The sequence below is a fragment of the Bartonella tamiae Th239 genome (assembly GCF_000278275.1).
GTDB classification, from domain to species: domain Bacteria; phylum Pseudomonadota; class Alphaproteobacteria; order Rhizobiales; family Rhizobiaceae; genus Bartonella; species Bartonella tamiae.
Map to the genome: position 1 here is coordinate 1216132 of NZ_JH725147.1, position 18569 is coordinate 1234700.

Genomic DNA, 18569 nt, shown 5'->3' on the forward strand with positions numbered 1-18569 from the left:
TTTGACAGAAATTCTTTTTTATCATTTGACACGATCAACGCTAGATGAAGCCCTACCTGGGTTGGTTGAGCGTTCTCTTCAGCGTGGATGGAAAGCGAGCATACAATGTTTAAGTGAAGAACGGTGTACACATTTGGATAATCATCTTTGGGCGTATTCTGAGGATTCATTCATTGGACATGGAACACACAATGATTGTGACCATGATTTGCAACCCGTTTATTTAACAACGCGAGAAGACAACCCAAACCATTCAACTGTGCGTTTTCTTTTAGAGGGTGCGTTTTGCACGAATGTTGATAAGTATCAACGCCTTGTTGTTATGTTTGAAGGTGATGATCATGATCTTGTTCGTTTAACACGCGAACACTGGAAACACTATCGGGATCAAAACCATACACTCACATATTGGCAGCAGACAGAAAATGGCCGTTGGGAGAAAAAAACCTAATGCGTATAACACCTATCATATTAATTTTAATTGGACTTGCAGGCTTTTTGTATCCTGAGTATTTTATCAATGAAAACTCAGGAGGTGGAAGATGGGTGTTTTGCATTATTATATTGCTTGGGTTTCTATCCTTTTGGCGTCAATGGCAACGAAAAAAATACGATGACCATGATTTATGATCGACTTATAACACTGTTTTGGGCTGTGTTTTTTGGCTTTATTACGACATATTGGGTGGGAAGAACACATATAATGTCGTCTTTTATTGCTTCAAAACACATTGCTTTGGCAGCTGATAGTGTTTTTGTTTTATCAACCATCTGTTTTGCAGTTTTGTTTTGGTTGTTTTTGCCAAAGATATTTACTGCGAAAATACGAATAGCGGTATCACTACCTCTATTTTTTTTCATTGCATGGCTTTTATCTTTTATACCATTAAGCTGATATTTCTTTATCGGTAAATCCGATAAAGCAAGTCAGTGAGATAAAGGCAGATAATAAAAGATAATAACCGATATAAGCGGTGCCGAAATTTTGCACAAGTGTTTCAGCAATATAAGGTGCAAATGAAGCTCCTACTATTCCAGCAAGATTAAATGTCATTGATGCGCCACTGTAACGAATGGCTGTTGGAAATGGAGAGGCGAGGGCGGCTCCAATGGGTCCATATGTTAATCCCATCAATCCAAGACCGACGACAGAAAGTGTAAAAACACCTAAAAGTCCACGATCAAGAAAATAAGGCACAGCGAAGGAAAAGGCACCGATAAAAATTGTTACCCATATCATGAGTAAACGACGCCCTATGCGATCGGAGATTTTGCCAGCAAATGGAATGAGAAGCGCAAAAAAAACGGCACCGAGCATTTGAACTTCAAGTGCTTTGTTAAAACTTAAGCTTAAATGATTTGTCGAATAAGACAGCAAGTATGCGCTAAAGAGATAAAACAACACAAATGTCGTCATACCGGCAAAAGTGCCCAGAAAAAGTGCGCGAGGATATTTAAAGAAAACCTCAATCATTGGAACTTTGACACGTTCTTGACGATCAATTGTTTTTTGAAATTCAGGTGTTTCTTTAATAGAAAGACGGACCCATAGCCCTACAGCAATGAGAATAAGCGAAGCGATAAAAGGAATACGCCATCCCCAACTCATGCGTTGACTTTCATTGAGAAAATTCCACATAAGCCAAAATGTACCTGAAGATAAAATAAGTCCAATTGGTGCGCCAAGTTGCGGAAACATAGCATACCAGCCGCGTTTTTTTGGTGGAGCGTTTTCTGTTGCTAATAAAACGGCACCCCCCCATTCACCTCCTAGTCCAATTCCTTGTCCAAAACGGCAAAGAGTTAAAAGAAGAGGGGCAAGCCAGCCAATTGTTGCATAGGTTGGAAGGAAACCTATTAAAATAGTCGAAATGCCCATTGTTAAAAGTGCGGCAACAAGTGTTGCCTTGCGTCCAATTTTATCGCCAAAATGTCCAAAAATAATCGACCCTAATGGACGGGCAAAAAATGCTGCAGCAAAAACAGCAAAGGAACTTAAAAGTGCTACGCTAGGATCACCTTTTGGAAAAAATATAACTGGAAAAATTAATGCTGCGGCGGTTGCGAATACATAAAAATCAAAAAATTCAATTGTTGTTCCAATAAGACTGGCTAAAAGAACATGCGCGATAGAATTTTTCGTAATATTATTTGAATTTTCAGAATCGGGCATGATTAAATTGTCTTTATGCTCTTTTTTGAAACTAAGTTATATTTTTGATCAAATGTTTTTATTAAAATTTCTTAAAACTGTCGAGTCATGTTTTTAATATGTTGTAAATTTTAAAAAATATTGACCATGAAAAATTACTTTCGTACAGGGCTGCTAAGATTTATATTATTCTAAATAAAATAGTGATTTTGTAAAACGCTCTTTAATAAAAGAATATGACATCATGTTCATAGTAAACATGTAGGTGAATAAAATAATTTTGTTATTTGTCGTCAGAAAAAAATTATAAATATTCATTTTTCATAATGCATCTTTAAAGTGATTCAGAATTCTATGACAGGAGTGAAGATAGAAAATACTTATTTTTTTGTTTGAAAAGAAAATGTTATACGCGATCCGCGGTGTTTCATCATCGAAAAGTGAAAAAGGCGTATAGTGGAAATTTTCACTATAAGCCTTTAAGTTTTTTTCAAAAAAGGGAAAAATGATCAAGAAATATATTGATTTTTGATCAAATCGTTTCTTTTTAAAATATCGCTTTAAAGCCTATTGTACCATGGAGAGTGTAGCGATCACCAAAATCAATAAAAATCGTGCTCGCAACGATTTTTGTATAAAGTGAATATGCATTATCGTTCCAGTTATATGTAAGACCACCGCCAAGGCCGCCCCAAAAACGATCAGAACGATTACGAAAATCAAAATTGGTTACAGCAATTTCCCTTCCATCTAAAAACTCATAATAGAGGTTTCCAATACCATAAGGTTTTAAACTGCGCATGTCACTCTTTTCGGATTTCCAGATTTTTTCTGTATCAAAAGCGACACCGATGCGGCCTCTAAGTGAATAGCCATCTTCACGGCGAATATGCCCATTATTTGAATCGCAGAAAATGCTGAAATTAATGTTATTGTAGGACAATTGCGCTTGATGTGTTATAAATCAATCTTGATTAAGAGCAATTTTTACCTGTTTCTAAGCTTAAAGCTTAGCCAGTTCCATTATTTCCACTGACAAAATGAGAATTGCGTAGCCATTTTGAATGAATGTTAGTATCATATAACGTGAGATGAGCGACACCATCGATAAAAATACCGTTGTTTCCATGCCAAGTTAGTGTCCAATCAAAACCATAACCATAAGTCTTGATTTTGCCCGCACCAAAAGGTGAAGAAACATTGGTGTGTGCATGACAATCTTGGAAATACAGCCCACCAACCAATTGTCCCGTTAGATTTTCATGGGCTAAGAAATCTAAACCGATTAAGTTTTAATAATGTTGACATCATCATCAGAGATGGTTTTGCTTCTGTTTGGATTGATATGGCTAGTTAAGCCTTCTAGTTTCATCCAAAAATTACTTACTTCAGTGTCGTTTTGTGACACTTCATCATTATTTGTGGCAATCCAAGTTCTATGACCTGTCCATTGCCTCATTGTGCCTAGTTGATTCAACTGTTGTAAGAGTTAAGGATAAATTTTATACATAAGCACAGTCGGTGTGTAAACATGTCTTACTGGTTGACCGTCTATACCAGGATTTTCTGGTTTAGGTGTTGGTTCTGGTAAATTTGGATTAGGATCTGGCTTAGGCGAGGATCTTGCTCGGGTTGTATTTCGGTATTTAAGGTTCTTAAATGCCAATCGCCTGAAAAAATTACCTACCTTGTCACCAGCAAAAAGCCCATAGGAATAGGCGCCACCAATAAATGCTTTTTGACCTTCAAAATTATAGTAAGATTGAATTATGAGATCGTTAGATGATGCGTTACCATCACCTTGAATAAAGATAATTACCATCATTCATCAGTCACCATGAGGCACCAAGACCGCCGCGATTGATAATCTAAACTTTTGAGGTTCCTGTAACGTCAACTAAGATATGAAGGTAGTCAGTTGCTGAGTTGTCATCACCTAGAACTGAATTCAAAATGATTGTCCCAGAACTGCCGATATAATTTCCATCAATCGTTATTTGATTATAGTTATTATTTGTACTATCGCTTTATATAAAGGCACCGTTATTTTTAATATTTGAGAATAAAGTAACATTTCCATGAAATGTAACACTTCCTTCATTAAGAAAGGCATCATTATTGTTACTGGAAGTTTTCCGTATATAGTTACTATATAATTTTAATGATGTATTTTTGGTGACAATGAATTTATCTACAAAAATATTTTGTAACGACTGCGCATTTAAATGAGTATTAAAATCTGCAGATCCTACAAAAAGTAATGAGCCTGTTGTTCCTTTAATTTTACCATAAACTTGTGTATTATCACCTAGTAAAACAAAAAAGAATGGCCAAGATTAACTTCTCCGGCCAGTAAGTCATAATTGTTAATTTGACCGACACCAATAATTGATTAGTCTTTTCCTATTATAATTCTTTTGTCATCATTATTTATGACTAAATTTCAGATAAAATTCTGATTCCATTATTATTAATAATTGCTCCTTGTTCGGAAGAGCTAACATTAATGCCAAAATCACGCCCTTGTATAGTAGAGCTATTGTTAATGGTTAGTTTATTATTATTGCTAATAAGTATACGCGTTGCATTACGCGCTAGTATTCTTCCAAAATTATTTATAGTATTTTATTTATTTGTACTTGATAAAAACACAATGGACACACTGTTTATACTGTTATAAGTTAACATTGTGCTATGATTATAAATATATGAAATGCTACCTTAACTAAATTTCTGCAACCTTTAGTTTCAATGCATCCATAATTATTTATAATTTCTAAAGTACCATAATTAAGTATGCCGTATTTATCAGTTTTGATTTTTTTGTTATTCGTTGATTGTTATTGTGCCAATAGATATCAATAATATAGTTAAAAAATATGAATTTAATAATAAACTTACTATTTTTGGATGCATTTTAGCAACATTATGATGTAAATAGAGACAATGTTTTCAAGTGCGTCTTATTTATTGTTAAAATATTATACTATGTTTAAATGAATAATTCATATGTATTTTATTGACACGTCAAAAGCTATTATTTGAGGGCTGTTTCATAATCATCACTTAATTTTAGCCAGCGGCCTTCGGCATCTTCTAAACGTTTTGCTGCATCGGCACGTTCACGTGCTTTTTCAGCTGCAATTTCAGGCGTTTTTTGATATATTGTGCTCTCACCCAATGCAACATCTAAGCGTGCAATAAGTTTTTGAAGACGCTCAATCAAGGCTTCAATATCAGTTATTTGTTTACGAAGAGGTGCCAGATTTGCCCGTTTATGTGCATTTGTTTTACGATTTTCATTTTTCGTGTTTTTTGAAACAACGTCTTTTGAAGGTTTTGCGTCTTTCGGTTTTGTTAAGCCCAAAACTTCTAGACGATAATCATCCATATCTCCTTCAAAAGGTTTGACTTGGCCATTCTTCACCAGCCATAAGCGATCCATCGTTGCTTCAATAAGGTGGCGGTCATGTGCAATCAAAATAACCGCCCCGTTAAATTCATTGAGAGCATGAATAAGCTCTTCCCGACTATCAATATCCAAATGGTTTGTCGGTTCGTCTAAAATAAGAAGATTGGGGCCATCAAAGGTAGCTAGTCCCATGAGAAGGCGCGCTTTTTCTCCGCCAGAAAGTTCTTTAGCTTTTGTGAGCATTTTTTCGGTGGTTATACCCATTTGCGCAACGCTTGCACGAATTTTTGCTTCTGCATGGCCAGGCATAAGGCGTCGGACGTGCTCAATGGCATTTTCTTCAGGGTATAAATCATCCATTTGATGTTGAGCAAAAAAAGCAACTTTTAAATGCGGCGCCAGAGTCAAGCTGCCTTTTTCTGGCTTTAAACGGCCAGAAAGAAGTTTTGCCATTGTTGATTTACCATTCCCATTTGCCCCCAATAAAGCAATCCGATCATCATTGTCGATTCTAAGATCTAAATTGCGTAATATTGGTTTTGCTGTTTCATAACCAACATCAATGTTCGATAATGCAATGATTGGTGATGCAACTTTTTTTACCGCTTCTGGAAAGCTAAAAGTATGAACATTTTCATCCTTCCATATTGCAACGGGGCTGAGTTTTTCAAGTGCTTTTAAACGGGATTGTGCTTGGCGCGCTTTACTGGCTTTTGCACGAAAGCGTGCAACAAAGGCTTCCATATGTTTGCGATGCGCTTCTTGTTTTGTTGCGTGTTTTTGTTGTAATTCAATTGTTTCGGCGCGTTGGCGTTCAAACTGGTCGTAATTGCCACGCCAAAACGTCAACTTTTTATTCTCAAGATGCATGATAGAGCTTGTGGCACTATTTAAAAGGTCACGATCATGGCTAATAATAATAACGCTATGAGGATAACGACGAACATAATCAATGAGCCATAATGTACCTTCTAAATCAAGGTAATTGGTTGGTTCATCAAGTAATAAAAGGTCTGGCTCTGCAAATAGAACAGCTGCAAGAGCAACACGCATACGCCAACCGCCTGAAAAAGATGAAGCAGGGCGATTTTGTGCTTGAGCATCAAACCCTAAGCCAGAAAGAATAGATCCTGCGCGCGCTTCAGCGGAATGGGCGTTAATATCAACTAGGCGTGTATGAATTTCAGCAATGCGCATCGGATCATTGATAAGTACAACTTCTTTTAACAATTGGGCGCGTTCTTTATCAGCTTCTAGAACAATATCCATTAAGGATTGTTCTGTAGCGGGTGCTTCTTGTGCAACTTGACCGATCCTAGTATTTTTGGGCATGCTAAAATCACCCGTATCAGGGACAATTTCGCCAGTAATGACACGAAAGAGTGTAGATTTTCCAGTGCCGTTATGACCGACAAAACCTGTTTTTGATCCTTCAGGCAAAGTGATAGTGGCGTGATCTATAAGCATGCGTCCAGCCATGCGGACGGTGATGTCGTTGAAAATGAGCATAATATCTTTGCTTTCGCATGCTCTTTTGTGAAGTGCAAGCAAAAATCAGAGTTATTTTTCATAATTGATTAACAAAAGAGCGTAAAAAAAGTTTTCCATGACGTTTATGAGGCAATTTTACGCATCTTATTTTGAAAGGCTTGGCAAATATTATCTATCCGTTTATAGAAGTGGATGAATATATTTTAAACATAAAGGGATTAAAATGGCTGTAGAGCGTACATTTTCGATGATTAAACCAGATGCAACACGTCGTAATTTAACAGGTGCAATTACAAAAATGCTTGAAGATGCAGGTTTGCGTGTTGTTGCATCAAAACGTGTTTGGATGAGCTTGCGTGAAGCTGAAGGTTTTTATGCTGTGCATAAAGAACGCCCTTTTTTTGGTGAATTAACAGAATTTATGTCTTCAGGACCTACAATTGTTCAGGTTCTTGAAGGTGAAAACGCCATTGCTAAAAATCGTGAAGTCATGGGTGCAACTAACCCTGAAGATGCAGCTGAAGGCACCATTCGTAAAGTGCATGCACTTTCTATTGGTGAAAATTCAGTTCATGGCTCTGATGGTGCCGAAACAGCGAAAGAAGAAATTGCTTATTGGTTCTCAGGTACTGAAATTGTTGGCTAAGATTTTATAAAAAACTAGAAAACCGGCTTTTTAGCCGGTTTTTTAAACTTTCAATCTATTGGTGAAGCCAAAGCTTTAGGCTGTTTTCATAATACATAAAACAACCAGCTATCTTTTAAAGATGAGGAATAAGGCGTGCAATATAATTGCCTTTGCTATCTTTTAAAAACAATCGTCCAATATCATCAAAATTATAGCTATTTGTTTTCATTAACATTTCTGTAAAACGATCTTCTTGCTGAGATATGGCTTCAGCACATGCCATAAATGTCATAGCTGGTGTTGCAAATTTTAAAGTTTTTTCATCTTCATTTATCATCACTGATGTTGAATAACGATTGCATCCACCATAACCGGTAACATTGTACTTTACGAATGTCGGATCACTTGTTAGATTTTTTTCGTTTGTAACATTAATAGTGATATGAGATGAATCAATGATACCGGCATTAAAAATATCTTCAACTTGCCACTCATGCCCATTTACTGACGTCGGAACATTCCATTTTGATGAAATATTTTGGCCTACCAGATTCAAATAAATTTTGTAAGGATTTGCAGTTTCAAAAATAGAAATAGGCGTCCGTTCATCACTGATAAACCAAAGAATATCACCGACAACAATACGTGCTTGCAGGGCATAATCATGGTCTTTTTCGAACGTTATCGTATTTAAAACCATTTTAAAGTCTAACGCTTTTTGTGTATTTATAGCCATTGAGGTTTCTGAAATAACCTGAAAAGGACCTTCTTTTTGGCTTATATCGACGAGCTGTACAATAAGATGAGCATGTGCGGGCATCTCTACATCTTGATTTAAGATGATATTTCCTTTGATAGTTGATATTTTGGTTTCCGTTATAGAGGAGTTCGTAGTGTTGATTGCCATTGCAACAACGGATACGACCAATAGGCTCGTTAATGCTGCTGTACCAATTGTCATTCCTACAAAAAGACGACGCTTCATAGGCATTTAAATCCTTTTATTATGATGTTTTAAATCTAGGCTAACGATAACGAAAATTCTAGATTCTAGCGGAGAAATTACTCCATAGCTATATTTTTATAAGAGATTTTCAGGAAAAATTAAGGCAATGGAGATTATAAATTTTTTGATTGATCAATAAACTTAAAGTGTCTTTAAAAAAGTAGAATAGCAATTGAAAAAAATAATTTTAACGTGTTTGAATTGTTATTATAAAAAATGATCTCTATATTGACCATTTGTATTTTTCGATTTCATCATCTTTTTTTGCTCTCACCCATTTTTTTTGATTGCTATTTTTATAATGTTCTTTTTTCCAAAAGGGTGCGTCAGTTTTAAGAAAATCCATAATAAAGCTAGCGGCTTCAAAAGCCGCTTTTCTGTGAGATGACGCGACAGAAACCATAACAATTTGTTCCCCAATGGGGATTGTTCCAAAACGATGAATAAGCGTTGCATCTATAAGTGGCCACTGCTCTTTGGCTTTCATTATAATATTATGAAGCTGTTTTTTTGCCATTTCTGGATAATGTTCAATTTCTAGAGCGATAAGTGTATTGTCTTCATCACGACAATAGCCGCTAAACGTTACGATAGCACCAATATTTGTGTTGAAGTGTTGAAGTTTTTTAACTTCTTCTGCCATATTAAAATCTTCAGATTGAACACGAATAGTAAAGGTCATCTTTATACTCCATGGCAATATTTGCACTGTTTGGTTACCATATATTGCCCCTTAAAAGATAAAGCTATACGATTTATCCCCCAGTCATTGGTGGAAAAATAGCGATTTCATCATTATCTTTTATGGCGTGGTCGTAGCCAACTTGTTCTTGATTGAGAGCGATGTAAATTGTTTCTGAAGAGCTTAATGCACAAGCATAATTTTCCCCTAAGTGGGCGAGATAGTTTAAAAGTTCATGCACTGTTTGCACAGTTTCAGGAACGCTAAGATCTTCGTGATCATACCCTATACGTTCTCGAATCCATGCAAAATAACGCAATCGTATTTTTTTGTCTTTAATGGATGACATGTTTAATACCTGCGCGAAAATAATCCCAGCCTGTCCATAGTGTTAATATAGCTGCGACCCAAAGCATAGCCAAACCGAATTCCATAGCATATGGTAAAATTTTATTACCTGCAGGTCCAGCAAGTAAAAAGACAATGGCAATCATTTGTACTGTTGTTTTCCATTTTGCCAAACGAGAAACTGGCACACTAACTTTCAGTTCTGCCAAATATTCGCGCAAACCTGAAACAAGAATTTCACGACATAAAATGATAATTGCAGCCCATAATGTCCATCCCGCGATTGTATTATCCGCAGCGAGAAGCAAAAGACAGGCGGAAACCAAAAGCTTGTCAGCAATAGGATCAAGCATGCGCCCAATATCAGATGTTTGTTTCCAAATGCGAGCGAGATAACCGTCAAAAAAATCAGTAATGGATGCGGCAATGAAAATGGCGACGGCAGTCCAACGAGCAGGATCTGTTGATTGTAAACGACCCTCGACAAAGAAACATAAGACAACAAGAGGTACGGCAACGATGCGCGAATAAGTTAAAATATTTGGAAGAGAAAAAGTGTTGCTTTTCATGAAACCTTCTTCAAAAGAATATTAAAAGTTATAAACGTATCCTATTATTTGTCGCTTTAAGCGTAAAGAGATAATATGACTAAATAATATCTTAAATAATAATTTATTATGAAATATTTTTTAAGCTCTTTGTAAACAAAGTGTATTTATTATAAGTTTTTGAGTTAATTTCATAATTATGAACCATCATTGAAATGATTGTAAATATGTAGCGCGAGTGTAGCTGATATGCCTTCAACTTTTTTTAAATCTTCTACAGCTGCTCTTGAAACATCCTTTGCTGTACCGAAATAACTTAAAAGCGCACGTTTTCGTGTGGGACCTATTCCATCAATTTCATCAAGAGGATTTTTAATCAGTTCCTTTTTACGTTTTGCACGATGTGTACCGATTGCAAAACGATGTGCTTCATCACGCAGACGTTGTAGAAAATACAAAACCGGATCACGCGGTGGCAGTGTGAAAGCAGGTCGACCAGACATAAAAAACCGTTCTCTGCCAGCTTCGCGGTCAATACCTTTGGCAACACCAATAGCAGTCACTGTATCGTTTAATCCCAACTCAGTTAATATTTTCCGAACAACACTCATTTGACCTTCCCCGCCATCAATGAGGATAACATCAGGCCAAGCAGGAAATTGTTCATCATCAATACTGGTTGTTATGTCTTGTTTTTCTGGGATGCCATAATCTTTAATAAGCCTTGAAAAACGCCGATGAATAACCTCTTTCATCATACCAAAGTCATCACCTGGAGTAATATCTGTGGAACGAATATTAAATTTTCTATAGTGGTTTTTGATAAAACCCTCTTTACCTGCAACAATCATTCCACCCACAGCATTTGTTCCCATAATATGGGAATTATCATAAACTTCTATACGCTTTGGAATAGTCTTAAGATCAAATGTGTCTCGCATGCCTTCTAATAGTTTTGTTTGGGTCGATGTTTCAGCAAGCCTACGGCCCAATGCCTCACGTGCATTGGTCAGGGCATGATCGATGAGCGCTTTTCGCTCACCTTTTTGTGGAACACTTATAGTAATTTTTCGCTCGGCTTTTAAGGAAAGAGCTTCTGTAAGCAGGGGTTCTTCTGCAACATTTTCAGAAAGTAAAATCAGTTTTGGAATTGGCTTGTTATCATAAAACTGCGCCAAAAAAGCTTCAAGAACATCCGTTGAAGATATCGAAGAATCCGCTTTTGGAAAATAAGCACGATTACCCCAATTTTGTCTAGTACGAAAAAAGAAAACCTGTATGCACGTCATACCCCCTTGTTGATAAATAGCAAATACGTCTGCTTCTTCAATTGTGTGGGGATTGATTTCCTGATGACCTTGAATATGAGAAAGTGCTGATAATCGATCGCGATAGACAGCGGCACTTTCAAAATCCATTTTTTCAGCGGCTTCATGCATGGTTCTTGCCATTTTTTCTTGTATTGATTGGCTTTTACCTGATAAAAAAGCTTTTGCTTCATTGACGAGATGGAGATAGTTTTCGTCATTTATTTCGCCTGTGCACGGCGCAGAACAGCGTTTAATTTGATAAAGAAGACAAGGACGTGTGCGGCTTTCAAGTACTGAATCGCTGCATGTGCGTAATAAAAATGCTCGCTGCATTGCGTTAATTGTTCGTGTTACGGCACCAGCCGAGGCAAAAGGACCAAAATAATCGCCTTTTCGGGAGCGGGCACCGCGGTGTTTCATAAGTGCAGGCGCACGATGGTCTTTTGTAATAATAATATAGGGAAAACTTTTATCATCGCGTAAGAGTACATTAAAGCGGGGCCGCAATCTTTTGATGAGGTTTGCTTCTAATAATAAAGCTTCTGTTTCTGTATTCGTTACCACAAATTCCATATGATATGTGGCGCGTATCATACGTTCAATGCGATTGCTATGTCCTTTTCCGCGTGCATAATTTGAGACACGTTTTTTTAAATTGCGTGCTTTGCCAACATAAAGCACGGTGCCATCTTGGCTAAACATACGATAAACACCGGGCTTATTGGGTAAGTTTTTAACAAATTCTTGAATAAGAAGTGCTCCTGTGAGCGATCTATCTTTTTCATAACTATTGCCTTTATCCCAGATGATTTCAAGCGTATCAGGCACAACATCTTCTGTTTGATGAGGTAAAAAGGTTTCATCATCTGATTTTGAAAAATTATTATTTTGCTTTTTGATTGTCATCATTATTCGTTTTGTCCAATCAAATCAGCTGTTTCCCACATAAGGTGCTGTCCACCATCAAGAGCAATCATTTGGCCTGTTATTGATTTTTGTTTCCAAAAATATCGAATGGTTGCTCCAAATTCTTCAATTTCTGGTCCATGATGTAATAAGACTGATTGTGTTTGTTTTAAAAAATCTTCAGCATTTTGCCTCGGACTTTTTAAAGACGGTCCAGGCGCAATTGCATTGACACGTATTTTGGGCGCTAATGCTTGGGCTAAAGTTTGTGTTAGTGTCCATAAAGCTGATTTGGACAATGTATATGATAAAAAATTTGGATTGAGCTTCCAAACTCGTTGGTCAATCATATTGACAATTAAAGCTGTTTCATCTTGCGGTAATAGTTTTGTTAAAGCATCAGATAATATCACAGGTGCATGCAAGTGAAGTGCGAAATGATCATTCCAAATTTTATCATTTAAAGCACCAATATGATCGTCAAGAAAAAGAGAAGCATTATTGATAAGAAGTGACACATGCCCCATTTTTTTTGTAATGTTTTCTATCAAGCCTTTTCCATAATTTATTGAAAGATCTGCCTGAAAACCCATGGCACTTCCGCCCATAGTCTTGAGTTCTGATACAAGATCCTCAGCCGCTTGTGATGCTTCATTATAATGAATGGCGATATCAAAGCCATGTTTAATCAAATCGCGTGCCATAGCAGCACCTAATCTTTTAGAGCCACCTGTAATAAGAGCGATGGGTCGTTTCAATGGCATAGAAATATTGATCCATAAATTTGAATTTAATTTAAAATGCGCCTGCTAAGATTGGTGCTAAGAAATACTTAAATGGCAATCAGATTTTTTTAAATCAAGTTTTTTATACAAAGAATAGTATCATTAATTAAAAAATAAAAAAATTTTGTTGTTTGCTAGGATGTGTTTTGAACAAAACCAATCTATTATATTAAATAATAAAATTTTTAAAAAATACAAATGAATAAATATAGGATTGAACACATAAATTTCATAACAAGAAATGTAATCACGACGCATGGTGCTGCAAATGAATTGTTCATGTTACAGATTGCGTATAAAATTTAAAAAAGAACAAACGATAAAATCAAGATAATTTTGTAGTTTTTATCTAATATGCATTCATCTCTATGGCTTTTAAAAAAGTATGGATTTAAAAAACTTATTAAAGGAATTTTTAACGAACAGCGCGACAATTACCGTCTTGGATACGCCATTTATCAAAACCTTCAACACAAAATTCTGTGTTAAAGCCACCAACACCCGTAAATCCTTGGCCAAATTCAACCATGTACCAAATGGGATAGGTGCTTCCATCATTCATGATTGCCGTTGCACCGCAATATTGACGACTAATATTTAATTTTGTTGCAGCGGGTTCATCACGGGTCATAACAATGTTTGCCATGTCTTTGATTCGGACGATAGGAATATCAGGAATGTGGCGAACTGCATGATAAAATTTATAAGAAACATTACTAAGCACGTGTTGATGCGCACAGACACCTGTTGACACATGGGCTGGTTCAAAAGTTAGAATCATATCAGCAGCGTTTGCGGTGTAAGAGAGAGAGGCTACACCGCTGTAAATCATAAAAAACGATAAAGCTGCGCGACGCGATACTTTGGAAAACAGCAATTTTTTCATGGTCATTTATCCTGTCATTATTTGACGCTTGATATTTAAAATGTCACTTTTAATCAACACTATCAGTTTTGTTTTAATCTTTTTGTCGCGTCAAGATCAAACAGTTTCCTCCCTGATCCATTCACGAATTAATCTTGCATGCTTATCTTGCCCAAGTCTTTCTATGAGCAAAGGTTCTATAATTTGTAATTCTTGCTCAAGGATATAAGGTGGATTGATAATAATCAAGCCGCTTCCATCCAATCCCATTTTATTTTCTTGTTTATCATTGGATACTTGTCTTATGCGCAATTCCAAACGAAGTATTTTGGGTATAGATGTCTCGTGTAAGGCTTTTAAAAAATGTTCTACAGCATCATAATGTTTAACGGGATACCAAAAAACATACATACCGCCTGAAAACCGTCGATAAGCATTACGAAGACCATCAATTATCCGTTGAAATTCATCTTTTTCTTCAAAAGGTGGGTCAACCAGTATTAGCCCTCTTTTTTCCTTAACAGGTAAATGAGCTTTTAAAGATAAATATCCATCCAATTGTATAAGACGTGTTTGAAAATCATTTGCAAAATGGGTTGTCAAATGTGCGTAATCCTCATGATGCAATTCAATCGCTGTCATGCGATCTTGTTTGCGCAACATGTTTCTAATAATATAAGGAGAGCCTGGATATTGTGTGATTATATTTTGTGAATGGTTTAATGTATTTATTGTTTCAAGCCAAGGCTTTAAAAGTGAAAGGTTTTTATCCGCTATGGGGTGAGATAAAAATTTTCCCACGCCTTCAAGCCATTCACCTGTTTTTTGAGCTTCTTTTGATGAAAGATCATAAATTCCAATGCCCGCATGGGTGTCAATAACACGAAACGCCTGATCTTTTCTTTTTAAATAATCAATCAGACGCGTTAAAACAATATGTTTAAACACGTCGGCAAAATTTCCTGCATGGTAGATATGGCGATAATTCATAGTGATCGGATTATCATGATAAGTGGCTGTGCGCCAAGATGCAAATAAGCTTGAAAGCAAAATTTTTTATTATGACTGCACTATTTTGACGTGCAGTTTTTAAAGGATATAGGCTTGATTAAGTCGTTTTAAAATTCTTTATTAAAGTTGATCAAATGTTTTGAGGGTATAATGAATAAATCAGATCAATAATATCTATCATCCATAAAGTCGCTTTCAACAGCTTTGTCATTTATGAAAAATATATGATCAATAGCAGTAATTGTGAATATTTATGTATGATGATAAAAACAACTTGAAAAATAGCAACGATCGTGACCAAAAATCATCTGTTAATGTTATCATATGTTTTTTCTAAAGGAAGCGAACAATGTCAAACGTAAAAGCCATGATTACAGGTGTTGCGGGTATTACGTTGCAAGCTGAAGAAAAGCGTTTTATTGAAGAACATCAACCATGGGCATTTATTTTATTTGCTAGAAATATAGGAACAGCCGAAGAGGTTATACGTTTAACACAGGGTTTGCGTAAAGCCAGTCAGCGTGAGGATGTTTTTATTTTTATTGACCAAGAAGGGGGCAAAGTTCAAAGATTGCGTCCACCACTTGCCCCTGATTATCCATCGGCTGAAACATTGGGTAATCTTTATAAACTTGATTCTGAAAAAGCACAACGAGCGACTTGGATTATGTCGCGTCTTCATGCTTTTGATTTAATAAAAATAGGAATTGATGCCAATTGTTTACCCTTAATCGATGTGCCTGTTAAGGGTGCTCATAATGTTATTGGTTCTCGCGCATATGGCTATGATCCAGAAATGGTAACGCTTTTAGGTCGTCAAGCAGCGGATGGTCTTCTTTCAGGGGGTGTTTTACCCGTTATGAAGCATATTCCAGGTCATGGCCGTGCTATGAATGACACGCATTTAGAGCTTGCGCGTGTTGATGCTTCGTTAGAAGAGTTGCAAAGCCGGGATTTTATTCCATTTAAAGCTTTAGCTGATTTGCCAAGCGCAATGACAGCACATGTTATTTATAGTGCGATAGATCCAATTCTTCCCGCAACACTTTCATCAAAAGTGATACATGAGTTCATTCGTAAGGACATTGGTTTTGATGGATTGTTGATGAGTGATGATTTATCTATGAAGGCATTGTCAGGAAGTTTTTCTGATATAACAAAAGACGCATTTTATGCGGGATGCGATGTTGTTCTTCATTGTAATGGGAATATGGAAGAAATGATTGAGATTGTATCTCAAACGCCGTTTTTACAAAATAAATCTTTAATGCGCGCGCAAAATGCGCGTAATGCGCTTCTTAAAAACGATCAATCTGACGAAAAAAGCTTGCGTGCTGAATTTGTAGAACTTTTATCCTTGAACGCATAGAGTCAAATTGTGGGATTGAATTATAAAAAAATGTCAAAACATTCAGCGCAAAAAGCGATGGATAAGTTATGGACGCATACTGAAAATTATCAAAAAGAAGATCATGGCATTCATGAGCCCTCGTTTATAGTAGATGTGCAAGGGTTTGAAGGGCCTATGGATCTTTTATTGCATTTGGCACGAAACCAAAAAGTTGATCTTGAGCGTATTTCAATTTTAGCGTTGGTTGAGCAATATCTTAACTTTATTGATCAAGCACACTTGTCGCGTTTGGAAATTGCTGCTGATTATCTTGTTATGGCAGCGTGGCTTGTTTATCTTAAATCACGCTTGCTTATGCCAAAAACAAAAAGTGATGAAGAAGAAAGTGGTGAAGAACTCGCACAATTATTACAGTTTAGGCTAAAACGTCTTGAAGCGATGCGTGAGGCGGCTGTTGCTTTGTTTAATTGTAATCAATTGGGTCGTGATGTTTTTAAACGTGCCCATCCAGAAACATTGGTGCTTGATAAAAAAAAACGTTTTGAAACGTCTCTTTATGAATTGTTGACGGCTTATGTGGGATTGCGGCAGCGCCAATCAGCAACTCATGTTGAAGTAGCCAAACGCACCGTTTGGTCACTTAAAATGGCGCGCGAGATTTTAGAGCGTCTTATAGATGCACCAATGAATTGGACAATTTTGGATCGCTATTTATCTCAATATATTCCTTCGCAAAAAGAAAAACGAACTGCTTTAGCAAGTGCATTCGCAGCCAGTTTGGAAATGGTAAAAGAAGGACAAATAAACATGCAGCAAGAAAAACCATTTGCACCTCTTTATTTACGTGTCGCGTCAAAAATAAAAAGTCACTCTTCCCAAATTTCATTTGAAAAAGCCACGATGGTGCATAATGAGAAAGAATGAAAATATGGGAAACGGTAAAAAAACAGGTGAACTCAATATTACGTCGCAATTGGTACGTATGGTAGAGGCGATGGTTTTTGCATCAAGTCAGCCCGTAACGCAAAAAGCGTTGGAAGAGCGTCTTCCAATAGGCGCAAATGTTGATGCTATCGTGGACGTTTTGCAAAAAAACTATCATGAGCGCGGTGTGCATTTTGTCAAAGTTGGCGATGCTTATGCATTTCGTACAGCGGCTGATTTGGCTTTTCTTTTCAATCGTAAGGAAGAAAGCTCACGAAAGCTTTCACGTGCTGCTTTGGAAGTTTTAGCAATTATTGCTTATCATCAGCCTGTAACGCGTGCGGAACTTGAAGACATAAGAGGCGTTGAAACCTCAAAAGGAACGTTGGATGTTTTGTTGGAAACACAGTGGATTAAAATTCGTGGACGTCGTAGAACGCCTGGGCGTCCTGTGACTTATGGAACAACAAGAAATTTTCTTGATCATTTTAGTCTTGCTGATATTCAAGATTTGCCTGGTGTTGAAGAGTTAAAAGGGGCGGGGCTTTTGTCAACTCGTATGACAGAAAATTTTCAAATACCATTGATGTCTCTTAATTTGGACGAGTTAAGCGATGATGAAGATCCGTTGGATGGTGTCGATAAAGAAGATTTTGGATTATTAACTTCACTAGAAAAAGAAGAAAAAGTGTAAATACACGCGGTTGTGTTTGAAACGAATGAAAAAAATGACTATGACTGTCAGGGCTAACTGATTTCATACCAACTGATTTAGCTATAAAGAGAGACAATAATGGGCAATATTTTTACACCATCGCATCTTATTATTATTTTACTGATTATTCTTGTTCTTTTTGGTCGGGGCAAAATATCTGAATTTATGGGCGATTTTGCAAAAGGCATTAAAAGTTTTAAAAAAGGAATGAAAGATGAAGATGAAGCAGAAAATGAAGATCACAATACACCACCACAATCGGCTTCAACTATGAAAACAATTGAAGTGCAACCAGAAGAAGTTGTGGCACCCGTAAAACGTCAAGCTGCACCGCGTAAAAGTTCGGCAACGAAAACGACAAGTTCCACACGTACTGCAAAAACAACAAGAAAATCATCGCCAGCACGTAAAACAACAAAGTCAAAGTCGTGATTT

21 protein-coding genes and 1 pseudogene are annotated in these 18569 nt (G+C 36.6%); 6 read left to right on the top strand and 16 right to left on the bottom strand.

Annotated elements, in window-relative coordinates:
* The first annotated feature begins 1 nt into the window (after position 1).
* Positions 2–451, top strand: a complete 450-nt coding sequence (locus tag ME5_RS05435; protein ID WP_196793552.1) for a DNA polymerase III subunit chi — start codon at positions 2–4, stop codon at positions 449–451.
* 173 nt (positions 452–624) lie between these two features.
* Here ME5_RS05435 and ME5_RS05445 read toward each other — a convergent pair whose 3' ends face one another.
* The 8 genes and pseudogenes from ME5_RS05445 to ME5_RS05470 form a co-directional block, all read right to left on the bottom strand.
* Positions 625–861, bottom strand: a complete 237-nt coding sequence (locus tag ME5_RS05445; protein WP_008039165.1) for a hypothetical protein — start codon at positions 859–861, stop codon at positions 625–627.
* Positions 862–886: 25 nt separating this feature from the next.
* Positions 887–2173: an MFS transporter gene (locus ME5_RS05450; RefSeq protein ID WP_008039166.1), complete on the bottom strand. Its 1287-nt coding sequence runs from the start codon at positions 2171–2173 to the stop codon at positions 887–889.
* A 526-nt stretch (positions 2174–2699) separates the two neighbouring features.
* Positions 2700–3113: an autotransporter outer membrane beta-barrel domain-containing protein gene (locus ME5_RS10885; RefSeq protein WP_342413249.1), complete on the bottom strand. Its 414-nt coding sequence runs from the start codon at positions 3111–3113 to the stop codon at positions 2700–2702.
* A gap of 49 nt (positions 3114–3162) precedes the next feature.
* Positions 3163–3396, bottom strand: coding sequence for an autotransporter outer membrane beta-barrel domain-containing protein (locus ME5_RS10890; RefSeq protein ID WP_051016458.1), 234 nt, complete (start codon positions 3394–3396; stop codon positions 3163–3165).
* A gap of 41 nt (positions 3397–3437) precedes the next feature.
* A complete protein-coding gene (locus ME5_RS10560) occupies positions 3438–3611 on the bottom strand; it encodes a hypothetical protein (RefSeq protein ID WP_155799374.1) in 174 nt (57 codons plus the stop codon).
* Positions 3612–3641: 30 nt separating this feature from the next.
* Entirely contained in the window at positions 3642–3977 is a 336-nt protein-coding gene (locus tag ME5_RS05465; protein WP_245256494.1) for a hypothetical protein, read from the bottom strand.
* Between the two features lie 43 nt (positions 3978–4020).
* A pseudogene (locus ME5_RS10985) lies at positions 4021–4158 on the bottom strand (autotransporter outer membrane beta-barrel domain-containing protein); the annotation flags it as partial.
* A 1031-nt stretch (positions 4159–5189) separates the two neighbouring features.
* A complete protein-coding gene (locus ME5_RS05470) occupies positions 5190–7073 on the bottom strand; it encodes an ABC-F family ATP-binding cassette domain-containing protein (protein ID WP_035000380.1) in 1884 nt (627 codons plus the stop codon).
* Positions 7074–7278: 205 nt separating this feature from the next.
* On the opposite strand from ME5_RS05470, the gene ndk reads away from it, so the two are divergent.
* Positions 7279–7701: a nucleoside-diphosphate kinase gene (gene ndk, locus ME5_RS05475; protein ID WP_008039171.1), complete on the top strand. Its 423-nt coding sequence runs from the start codon at positions 7279–7281 to the stop codon at positions 7699–7701.
* A gap of 115 nt (positions 7702–7816) precedes the next feature.
* Here the strand turns inward: ndk and ME5_RS05480 are convergent, their stop codons facing one another.
* The 8 genes from ME5_RS05480 to ME5_RS05515 form a co-directional block, all read right to left on the bottom strand.
* Entirely contained in the window at positions 7817–8668 is an 852-nt protein-coding gene (locus ME5_RS05480) for a YbaY family lipoprotein (protein WP_245256495.1), read from the bottom strand.
* A 244-nt stretch (positions 8669–8912) separates the two neighbouring features.
* The gene (locus tag ME5_RS05485) at positions 8913–9371 is read right to left on the bottom strand and encodes a molybdenum cofactor biosynthesis protein MoaE (RefSeq protein ID WP_008039173.1); all 459 of its coding nucleotides are present in this window, start codon (positions 9369–9371) and stop codon (positions 8913–8915) included.
* A 73-nt stretch (positions 9372–9444) separates the two neighbouring features.
* Positions 9445–9720 carry a molybdopterin converting factor subunit 1 gene (moaD, locus tag ME5_RS05490; RefSeq protein WP_008039175.1) on the bottom strand — a complete coding sequence of 92 codons (276 nt, stop codon included), beginning with the start codon at positions 9718–9720 and terminating at the stop codon, positions 9445–9447.
* On the bottom strand, positions 9707–10288 hold the full coding sequence (pgsA, locus tag ME5_RS05495) for a CDP-diacylglycerol--glycerol-3-phosphate 3-phosphatidyltransferase (RefSeq protein ID WP_008039176.1): 582 nt from the start codon (positions 10286–10288) through the stop codon (positions 9707–9709). The genes moaD and pgsA overlap by 14 nt, the downstream gene beginning before the upstream one ends.
* A gap of 176 nt (positions 10289–10464) precedes the next feature.
* Positions 10465–12486 carry an excinuclease ABC subunit UvrC gene (gene uvrC / locus ME5_RS05500; RefSeq protein WP_008039177.1) on the bottom strand — a complete coding sequence of 674 codons (2022 nt, stop codon included), beginning with the start codon at positions 12484–12486 and terminating at the stop codon, positions 10465–10467.
* Positions 12486–13247: an SDR family oxidoreductase gene (locus ME5_RS05505; protein ID WP_008039178.1), complete on the bottom strand. Its 762-nt coding sequence runs from the start codon at positions 13245–13247 to the stop codon at positions 12486–12488. The genes uvrC and ME5_RS05505 overlap by 1 nt, the downstream gene beginning before the upstream one ends.
* 436 nt (positions 13248–13683) lie before the next feature.
* On the bottom strand, positions 13684–14154 hold the full coding sequence (locus tag ME5_RS05510) for a hypothetical protein (protein ID WP_008039179.1): 471 nt from the start codon (positions 14152–14154) through the stop codon (positions 13684–13686).
* A 96-nt stretch (positions 14155–14250) separates the two neighbouring features.
* Positions 14251–15123 carry a 23S rRNA (adenine(2030)-N(6))-methyltransferase RlmJ gene (locus ME5_RS05515; RefSeq protein WP_008039180.1) on the bottom strand — a complete coding sequence of 291 codons (873 nt, stop codon included), beginning with the start codon at positions 15121–15123 and terminating at the stop codon, positions 14251–14253.
* A 370-nt stretch (positions 15124–15493) separates the two neighbouring features.
* Between ME5_RS05515 and nagZ the strand changes: the two genes are divergently transcribed.
* The 4 genes from nagZ to ME5_RS05535 all read left to right on the top strand — a co-directional run bounded on the left by nagZ (position 15494) and on the right by ME5_RS05535 (position 18566).
* Positions 15494–16513: a beta-N-acetylhexosaminidase gene (gene nagZ, locus ME5_RS05520; RefSeq protein WP_008039181.1), complete on the top strand. Its 1020-nt coding sequence runs from the start codon at positions 15494–15496 to the stop codon at positions 16511–16513.
* Between the two features lie 30 nt (positions 16514–16543).
* Positions 16544–17419: a segregation and condensation protein A gene (locus ME5_RS05525; protein WP_425338862.1), complete on the top strand. Its 876-nt coding sequence runs from the start codon at positions 16544–16546 to the stop codon at positions 17417–17419.
* Entirely contained in the window at positions 17406–18113 is a 708-nt protein-coding gene (scpB, locus tag ME5_RS05530; RefSeq protein WP_245256496.1) for an SMC-Scp complex subunit ScpB, read from the top strand. The genes ME5_RS05525 and scpB overlap by 14 nt, the downstream gene beginning before the upstream one ends.
* Before the next feature lie 99 nt (positions 18114–18212).
* Positions 18213–18566: a twin-arginine translocase TatA/TatE family subunit gene (locus tag ME5_RS05535; RefSeq protein WP_008039184.1), complete on the top strand. Its 354-nt coding sequence runs from the start codon at positions 18213–18215 to the stop codon at positions 18564–18566.
* Positions 18567–18569: the final 3 nt, after the last annotated feature.